The organism is Bacillus sp. SIMBA_154 (assembly GCF_046536015.1).
In the GTDB taxonomy this organism is placed as follows: Bacteria; Bacillota; Bacilli; order Bacillales; family Bacillaceae; genus Bacillus; species Bacillus pumilus_P.
On record NZ_JAWJBV010000141.1, the window covers coordinates 1 to 315 of the forward strand.

Genomic DNA, 315 nt, shown 5'->3' on the forward strand with positions numbered 1-315 from the left:
GCACGAGTTACATTTACTGGACCTGTGAAATTCATGTTCTCATCAGTCGCGACAGTGATTTCGCATGAAGAGAGCAAGTGGTTGTGGTTTCCAATCAACTGTCCTGCTGCATGACCAATGCGGTGATGAGTGCATAGCATTAGGGGCGTGTTTGAGCTGTCGCGTAAGAAAACTTCCAAATTAGGAAATCCATCACCAGTTAAATTACAGGTGATGCCAATCTCTTGTCGATGGCGGTCAATTCTCATCATGAGATGCACAGTAACGTCTAAGTCGGGCACCACCAGCTTGTTGAAGTCCTTAGAGCTTGTGAAG

1 protein-coding gene is annotated in these 315 nt (G+C 46.0%); it reads right to left on the reverse strand.

Going from position 1 to position 315, the window contains the following annotated elements:
* Positions 1-315 (reverse strand): hypothetical protein (locus tag R0K30_RS21475; protein ID WP_410612816.1); only part of this gene is annotated, 315 nt, incomplete at both ends.